This is a genomic window from Staphylococcus sp. HMSC061G12 (genome assembly GCF_001838465.1).
In the GTDB taxonomy this organism is placed as follows: Bacteria; Bacillota; Bacilli; order Staphylococcales; family Staphylococcaceae; genus Staphylococcus; species Staphylococcus simulans.
On sequence record NZ_KV837020.1, the window covers coordinates 1 to 429 of the forward strand.

The following is a 429-nucleotide window of genomic DNA, read 5'->3' on the forward strand; positions in this document are numbered from 1 at the left end:
ACGCAACATTCGATTCAATTCAAGCAATGGATAACACAGTAAGACAATACAATGCGCAAATCAGCAAAACACATTACGAAACACTGAACCTATTAAAACAATACAGTTGCAAAGTGATTGGTGTTTCGCACATTAAAATCAAAACAATTGCAAAGAAATTAGATAAGTCTGTTGCGACTGTCAAACGTCATATCAAGTTTTTAAAAGAAAACGGTTTTATTACTGTAATCAATACTTTGCGAAATAAACAAGGAGGTAAAGGCGCAAATACTTATGCCATTAATCCTATTGAGTTATTCAAAAAAATTCAAAATGAGCTATCGCAAATGAGCTATCGCAATGCACAAAAAAAACGCAATCAAAGCCAATCACAGCAAGCATTAGCCTATGTGCAGGTTAAGAAAGAAACTATGTCTTTTATAAAACTAT

General features: G+C 32.9%; 1 protein-coding gene. It reads left to right on the plus strand.

Annotated elements, in window-relative coordinates; genetic code table 11:
- Positions 1–429: helix-turn-helix domain-containing protein (locus HMPREF2937_RS02190; protein WP_142351386.1), on the plus strand; the 429-nt coding region annotated here is incomplete at both ends.